Origin of the sequence: Pseudomonas edaphica, from assembly GCF_005863185.1 — a bacterium.
GTDB lineage: Bacteria > Pseudomonadota > Gammaproteobacteria > Pseudomonadales > Pseudomonadaceae > Aquipseudomonas > Aquipseudomonas edaphica.
In genome coordinates this window covers 1-7,393 of record NZ_VBVZ01000298.1, presented here as the reverse complement: position 1 = coordinate 7,393, position 7,393 = coordinate 1, and the positions used below count along the sequence as shown (strand labels likewise).

Here is a 7,393-nt window from a genome sequence, read left to right as displayed (position 1 = left end):
GTCTGAACGATGTCGAGCAAATGGCTGCAAGCGCTCACCCTGGCAGTCGCCGCATTCCTCTCGGCCTGCTCGCCGATCAAAGTGCTCAACGCACTGACCCCTTCCAGCACGTTCACCAAAACCTCATCGATTGCCTACGGCCCTGACCCGCGCCAGAGGCTCGATGTCTATCGCCCTGTCACCGCCTTGCCCAACGCACCGGTCGTGGTGTTTTTCTACGGTGGCAGCTGGAACAGCGGCTCCAAGGATGATTACGGTTTCGTTGGCGAAGCCCTGGCTTCACGCGGCATTGTGGTGGTCGTCGCGGACTACCGGCTCTATCCGCAAGTGCGTTACCCCGCTTTTCTCCAGGACGGCGCCCAAGCGGTGGCCTGGACTCATCAGCACATCGCTGAGTACGGCGCCGACCCCAAGCAGCTCTACCTGATGGGCCATAGCTCCGGTGCCTATAACGCCTCGATGCTGGCACTGGATGCGCGGTGGCTCAATCAAGTCAAGCTGTCACCCTCGATGCTCAAGGGCTGGATCGGCCTGGCCGGGCCTTATGACTTCCTGCCGATTGAAAACCGCGATGTGCGCCCCGTGTTTTTCTTCCCGGACTCGCCGCCCGATTCCCAGCCCATCAACCACGTCAGTTACGACGCTCCACCAAGCCTGTTGATCGCCTCGGTGAGCGACTCGCTGGTCAACCCCACGCGCAATACGGGCGGGTTGGCTAACAAGCTGCGTGAAGCGGGTGTGCCAGTCGAGGCGTTTTATTTCACCCGGACCAGCCACGCGACATTAGTAGCGTCCATTGCCAAGCCGTTGCGCTGGCTGGCGCCGGTACTGGATCGGGTCACGGCGTTTATTCGCTCCACTCCAGGCCAGTGAGGCTGGCTTTACCGGATTATCAGGGTGTACTGCGCTGAGCTCTCGGGGCTGGTTTCCTCCAGCGCTACAGACTGCAGCGTGTTTTGCGCTGAAGGGCTGACTGTCAGACTAGCGCTATTGTCCATCAGTGTTCGACCCTGGGGTGGCAGCGTCGCTCTTATGCCTTGTTGTGTCACGAAGAAGTGGAAATCCGTTTGATTCCAAACCTCCACGCCTTTCTGGATGGCGGGCTGCGCTGGGAGTGTTGACGGAGCGTCGTCCAGTTTGAGTGTCCATTCGCCCGTGTCCGGAGTGACGGGGGGAACCTGAACGGACGGCTCGGCGACGGCTTCGACAGGGGGCTTGGCTGGTTTCTTCTTGGACGAGCGAATAACAGCGGCGGCGATCAATGCGACCACTATCAACGCGCCGATAAGCAAGTAGGTGTTGTTACTCATGTGGGTTCTTCCTTGAGTGCAATAAGATCGCAGCCTTAAGCTGAAGGCTCTTCAGCGGCGATCTCCATTCAACGCCGGAAAGTCGGGTTTGTAACCTGTGAGAACTGACAGGTTGGCTCCCGTCCATTGATTAAACTGCGTGCGGCGCCTCATCCCATAGGTAGCGATCACGCAAGGGCACGCCCATTTCCTGGCGTAGCGCATTCTCGGTGAAGGGCGATGGATTGAGGGTGGTTGGCCGGGTGAGCGGGTTGTTGTCGTGATCGAACAGCTCCCCGTCCTCAATGGCGAGGCCGAGTGCTTGGTACTCGACGTTATTAACGAAAACCGGCTGACCGTAGCGCTCAATGGGGTTTCCATCGAGGCCAAAAGCCTGTTGGTTTCCGGGTTGGTAGGTGCCAGTGGCGCCATTGAAGGCATGGGCCAACTCGTGCTGGAGTGCAAGCATCGGTGTGGTCGACAGCTGTTGGCCGAAGTAAAAGGTTTGAAGCTCTATTTCGGCGTGAGTGGCGACTGCACCGGCCACCTCATTTTTGATGTAGCCCAATTCTGATTCGCTTTGAAACTGCGAAGATTGCCAAGCGGAAAGCGCGTCGCTGTAGGCGTTGCGGAAGTAGTAGTAACTGGCGTTCATGTCGGCAGACTCTCGCAGGGTGACGGGAGACCTTATGTCGTCCACGAAGTCGTCCATTTGCTCAAGCATCCGCTGGCCGACAGGCGAACCTCGAAGCTGGTCGAGAACGTCTTGCACGGCGTCGATGAACTCGGGTTTGCCTTCTATCTTCAGCCCTTTACTCCCGACGTCCTTGACCTCCATAAACGTGACGTTTGAAGGCCTATTGTGATGAATCTTGTCGGACGCTTTGGCGTAAATGCGATCTTTTTTACTCGTGGAGTGAATCACGTCATGGCCTGCGCCTGCGTAAAGCGTGGTCTTGCGGGCGCCCACCAGTTTATCGTCGCCGCGGCCTCCATTTAAAACGTTGATGCCTGCGCCTGCATACAGCTGGTCATTGCCTTGGTCGCCGTTCAAATACACCAGTCGGTGATTGGCGCCCTTGCCTGCATGCAGCACGTCATTGCCTTTGCCACCGCTCAGCACGGCACTGCCCGTGCCTGCGCGCATCCGATCATCGCCGTCACCACCCAAGGCGATTCCGCCACCGCTACCCAGGTGAATGGAGTCGTTGCCGCTGCCGCCATTGACCCGTGCATAGCCGGCGCCGGTTTTGACCCGGTCATTGCCGTCGCCCGTGATGATCCGAACAGGTGCCTTAACGCCAGGGCCAATGACCACCGAGTCATTTCCGCCCTGGGTCTCAATATTTATCATGTGCAGGTCTGTGCTTTCGGGCATTGGGAAGGGGTAGGTTTTCCCATTGATGATGGCCGTCAATGTCCTGCTGTCATGGGCTGTGATCTTTATATTGTCTGCCTGATCGCCGGTGACGATGTGAGTCATGCTGGCTGAGTGATAGTTGCCGGCACTGTCTTGCCAGGTTTCCACTTCGCGTTTGATCAGTACATTGGCTTCGTTGAACAACGTATGTGTCTGTTGCCCAATGTCAGGCGTGGGTGCCAACAGGCTGGGCGTTTCAGGCTGGGGTGCCAATGTCGGAGCGTCGGATGCGCCGAGGGGAATGCGGGGAAGTACTGTGTTCACGCAGGCTCCTGTTTCCTTCTGGCTCGCGAGAGTGGGCCAGGCGGATCCTCTGTGGTTGTAGCCCTTGCAAAGGCTCCACGCGCAGTTGTGAGTTTTTCTTACGCTGCAAACCGGCCATTCTTTACTAACGGGCGCTGAGCCAGCGGTCCTGTTTGTTCAGGCGCCAGGCAATTGCCCACAGTGTCAGGCTGCGCAGGGCCATGAACAGCAGGAAGGTGACCCACAGCCCATGATTGCCCAAGCCCTGCAAGGCCCATGCGAATGGCAGCACAATCACCACCGTCAACAGCATGCCGTTACGCATTTCCCGCGCGCGGGTTGCACCGATAAACAGGCCGTCCAGTAAATAGCTCCACACCGCAATCAACGGCAGTACGGCCAGGTAAGGCAGGTAGATATCGGCGGTTTCGCGCACGCTGGGGATATCGGTTTGCATGGCGATAAACAAGTGCCCGGCGAAGGTGAACAGCAGGGCGAACCCTAGGCTGGCGATCAATGACCAGCCACAAGCGACCACCAGCGAGCGGCGCAATGCCTGGCGATCATGGGCGCCGATGGCGTGCCCGCACAGCGCTTCCACTGCGTGGGCCAGACCGTCGAGGGCGTGGGCCGTCAACAGCAGACCATTGAGCAGCAGCGCATTGGCCGCCACGGTGGCATCGCCCAGGCGTGCGCCTTGCACCGTGATCATGAAAAACACCGACTGCAGCGCCAGGCTGCGGATAAAAATATCGCGGTTCACCGCCAACAGCGGCCGCCAGCTTTGCCACCGCTGCAAAGCGGCCCAGGCGATATGCCCGGGATACGCGCGCAGGGCTTTTTGCGTGAGGGCCAAGCCGAGCAGGGCGCCGGTCCATTCGGCGATAACGGAGGCGCGTGCTGAGCCGACCACACCCCAATCCAGACCGAGTACAAACCACAGGTTCAAGGCGATGTTGACCAGGTTGGTGGTCAGCAGAATCGCCAGCGGCGCACGCGCATTTTGCGTGCCGAGGAACCAGCCGACCAAGGCATAGCTGGCCAGCGCGGCGGGCAGGCCGAACAAGCGGGTGTGGAAAAAATCGCGGGTCAGTTGGTTCAGCTCGGGCGAGGGCTGCATCCACTCCAGGGCCAGATGGCTCAGTGGAATGCCCACCGTGCCCAGCAGCATCGCCAGCCCCAGCGCCAGTAACAAACCTTGCAGCAGGATTTGCCTGAGCGCCGCGCCATCCCCGCGCCCGGCGGCTTGTGCGGCAAACCCGGTGGAACCCATGCGCAGAAAGCCCATGGCCCAGGCCAGGAAGGTATACAGGCTGGCGCCCACGGCCACAGCGCCCAGTTGATGGGCGTGGGGCAGGTGGCCGATGACCATGCTGTCCACCAGGGCCACCAGCGGCACCGAGATGTTCGACAAGATCATCGGCGCCGCCAATGCCCAGACGCGGCGATGGGTGCGGCGGTCGCGCCAATCTGTCAGCAGGGTGAGTGTTTTCAAGTATTAATGCACAACCCAACTGAGCAACCACAAACCCAGCATCAACCAGATAATTCCCATAATGATCGAGGCGCGCATAAACGCACGCACCGCCGAGTACAGCAACATCAACCCGATGATGAGGGCGGCGATGCTGATGATCGAGGTGTCCATGCCCAATGTGCGCGACAGGCCTTCAATAAAGTTGCCGCCCGCGTGGGTCAAGGCGCCGAACAGCCCGCTGAGCCCGTCGACGATAAAGCGGATGACGGACCCCAGTGCCTGGCCCAACCATTCGAAAAAGCTTTCTACCTGCATGTGTGTGTCCTGATGAAGAGGTGGGCGTCGCTGAGCCTTTGGTCGTTATTACACCAAGCGAGTTCCCTTTTAGCATAGAGGTTTACGCGTTACAGGGATTCACTTGCCTTCGCCCGGCATCCGCCCGAAGCTATACACCTTCAGGAGCCCCCGCATGAACCTCGAACACCTCACCGAACGCTTGCACCGTATTCGCGATACCAACGACTGGAAGCGCTTCCACAGCCCTAAAAACCTGGCCATGGCCGCCAGTGTGGAAATGTCCGAGCTGGTGGAAATATTCCAGTGGCTGACCGAAGACCAGTCGCGCCAACTGCCGGCGGACAAACTCACCCACGCCGGGCAGGAAGTCGGCGATATCGTGCTGTACCTGCTGTTGCTGTGCAGTGAGCTGGGCCTGGACATGAACGAAGTGGTACGCGCCAAACTAGCCGACAGCGAACGGCGGTTTGCCCATGAGTGACCGTCACTTCGACCAGTTGGCCACGCGCTTTGCCGAAAAGATCTACGGTGGCGCCAAAGGCGCGATCCGCCTGGCGGTGTTGCAGGCCGACCTGACTGAAGCCTTGCCCGAGCGCCCTTTGCGCGTGCTGGATATCGGCGCGGGCCTGGGGCATATGTCGCTGTGGCTGGCCGAGCGTGGCCATCAAGTGACCCTGGCCGAGCCCGCCGAGCCGATGCTTGAAGGCGCCCGTCAACGCTTTGCCGACGCCGGGCAGACCGCGACTTTTATCCATGCGCCCTGGCAGCAATTGCTCGGCCAACTCACCGAGCCCTACGACCTGGTCCTGTGCCACGCCGTGCTCGAATGGCTGGCCGAACCCCACGCGATCCTGCCGGTGCTGCACCAGCTCACGGTGCCCGGCGGCTGGTTGTCGCTGGCGTTCTACAACCGTGATGCGCTGATTTACCGCAACCTGCTCAAAGGCCACTTCCGCAAAATGCGCAAGAACGACATGGCCGGCGAGAAGCAAAGCCTTACCCCGCAACAACCGCTCGACCCACGGGAACTGGCGGCGCAACTCGAAGGGCTTTGGCAGGTCGAAAGCCAAAGCGGCGTGCGGGTGTTCCACGACTATATGCCGATGGAGTTCCAGGCTCGCGCCAATCTGCAGGACATGTTGGAGATGGAACTCGCTCACCGTCGTCACCCAAGCTTTGCCGGACTTGGGCGTTATTTGCACTGGATCTGCCGTCCGGTTTAAGCGGCCCAGTCTGCGGAGGTCGAAATGCGTCGTCTCTGTTTGATCCTGTTATCCCTCGGCTTGGGTGCCTGTTCCACGCCCAACCCCTACGTGGCCGCCTCGGTGCCGATGCCACCGGCTCCGGCCCAGGCGGCGAACACCTTTGATGCCAGCGCCTACCCGGCGCCGATGCGCGACTATGGCGCCTACCGCAGTTGGGGCTGGCTTAACGGCCAGTTGCCCGCGGGGACGGCCTGGGCGGATTCGGCGCAAATAGCCGAAGCGGTCAGCGGCGCTCTAGATCAGCGCGGCTTGCGCCCTTTGCATGACAGCCGCGCCCCCGACCTGCTGGTAACTGCTGACGTGCGTCTGGAAAAACGCCTGCGCCAGGTGCAGGACGACTATGGCTACGGCTACGGTGGCTATAACCGCTATGGCAATGGCTACGGCATGTACAACACGGTGCCGGTGGTACGCACCTATGAAGTGACAGTTGCGGTGGCCCGCGTGAGCCTGTTCGATGCCCGCACGCGCCAGCCGGTATGGAGCACCAGCGCCGAAACCACCAGCCAGGGTAGCCTGAGCGAACGCGCTGATGCGTTGCGCGAAGCGATGCAGAAGGCAATGAGCGCTTATCCACCCAGTTAGCAGCTATTCTCATCTCAGGCTTATTCCATTTTTTGGAGAACCCTCATGCTTCGTCGCCTTGCTGCACTCGCTGTAGTGGTCTTGTTGAGTGGCTGCCAGACCAGCCAGGTCAACCATGACTTTGATGCCAGCCGCGATTTTGGCGCGTACCGCAACTGGGCCTGGAAAGACCCGGCCCTGCAATACCGCCCGGATGATCCACGGATCAAGAGCGACCTCACCGAGCAACGCATTCGCCAGGCCGTGGGCGAGCAACTCGACCAGCGCGGCCTGCGCCCCGCCGCTGCAGGCACCAGGGCCGACCTGAATGTACAGGCCTACCTGATCGTCGAAGAGCGCCAGCAACAAGTCACCACCAACTACGGCGGCGCCTGGGGCGGCCCGTGGAATGGCTACTGGGGCGGGCCGATGTACAACGAAACGCGCAACATCACCTACAAAGTGGCGACCATCCAGATCGACCTGCTCGACGGCAAGGACGGCAAACTGGTATGGCGTGGCAGCGACGAGCAGATGATGGCCAGCACGCCGAACCCGCAGGATCGCAGTGATGCCATTCGCAGCACGGTGACCAGGATCCTCTCCAACTACCCTCCGCACTAAAGACCACCGCCAAACCCTGTGGGAGCGGGCTTGCCCGCGATAGCGGTCTGTCAGTCACCGATGCATTGACTGATCCGCCGCCATCGTGGCACAGGTATCTACACAACGTTTGAAGGCAGCCAATTTCTCCTGTGGCGAGCAGGCTTGTCCTGCGTTGGGGCGCGAAGCAGCCCCAAACCCGGACGCTGAGTTCTTTCAGGAAAACTGCAGTGCC

At 60.4% G+C, this 7,393-nt stretch carries 9 protein-coding genes; 5 read left to right on the top strand and 4 right to left on the bottom strand.

Annotation, left to right across the window (positions count from 1 at the left end; all coding sequences use genetic code 11):
- The first annotated feature begins 9 nt into the window (after positions 1-9).
- Positions 10-873: an alpha/beta hydrolase gene (locus FEM54_RS19215; protein WP_138452500.1), complete on the top strand. Its 864-nt coding sequence runs from the start codon at positions 10-12 to the stop codon at positions 871-873.
- 8 nt (positions 874-881) lie between these two features.
- Here the strand turns inward: FEM54_RS19215 and FEM54_RS19210 are convergent, their stop codons facing one another.
- The 4 genes from FEM54_RS19210 to FEM54_RS19195 all read right to left on the bottom strand — a co-directional run bounded on the left by FEM54_RS19210 (position 882) and on the right by FEM54_RS19195 (position 4,744).
- The gene (locus tag FEM54_RS19210) at positions 882-1,310 is read right to left on the bottom strand and encodes a hypothetical protein (RefSeq protein WP_017136736.1); all 429 of its coding nucleotides are present in this window, start codon (positions 1,308-1,310) and stop codon (positions 882-884) included.
- 130 nt (positions 1,311-1,440) lie between these two features.
- On the bottom strand, positions 1,441-2,973 hold the full coding sequence (locus FEM54_RS19205) for a M91 family zinc metallopeptidase (protein ID WP_138452498.1): 1,533 nt from the start codon (positions 2,971-2,973) through the stop codon (positions 1,441-1,443).
- A gap of 124 nt (positions 2,974-3,097) precedes the next feature.
- A complete protein-coding gene (locus FEM54_RS19200) occupies positions 3,098-4,447 on the bottom strand; it encodes an MATE family efflux transporter (RefSeq protein WP_017136734.1) in 1,350 nt (449 codons plus the stop codon).
- Between the two features lie 3 nt (positions 4,448-4,450).
- Positions 4,451-4,744, bottom strand: coding sequence for a hypothetical protein (locus FEM54_RS19195; RefSeq protein ID WP_017136733.1), 294 nt, complete (start codon positions 4,742-4,744; stop codon positions 4,451-4,453).
- Positions 4,745-4,898: 154 nt separating this feature from the next.
- On the opposite strand from FEM54_RS19195, the gene FEM54_RS19190 reads away from it, so the two are divergent.
- From FEM54_RS19190 to FEM54_RS19175, 4 genes are read left to right on the top strand one after another with little or no spacing between them, the layout of a single operon-like run.
- The gene (locus FEM54_RS19190; protein WP_017136732.1) at positions 4,899-5,207 is read left to right on the top strand and encodes a MazG-like family protein; all 309 of its coding nucleotides are present in this window, start codon (positions 4,899-4,901) and stop codon (positions 5,205-5,207) included.
- Positions 5,200-5,949, top strand: a complete 750-nt coding sequence (locus FEM54_RS19185; protein WP_138452496.1) for a methyltransferase — start codon at positions 5,200-5,202, stop codon at positions 5,947-5,949. The genes FEM54_RS19190 and FEM54_RS19185 overlap by 8 nt, the downstream gene beginning before the upstream one ends.
- Positions 5,950-5,973: 24 nt before the next feature.
- Positions 5,974-6,576, top strand: a complete 603-nt coding sequence (locus FEM54_RS19180; RefSeq protein ID WP_138452494.1) for a DUF4136 domain-containing protein — start codon at positions 5,974-5,976, stop codon at positions 6,574-6,576.
- A 45-nt stretch (positions 6,577-6,621) separates the two neighbouring features.
- A complete protein-coding gene (locus FEM54_RS19175; protein ID WP_099548144.1) occupies positions 6,622-7,179 on the top strand; it encodes a DUF4136 domain-containing protein in 558 nt (185 codons plus the stop codon).
- Positions 7,180-7,393: the final 214 nt, after the last annotated feature.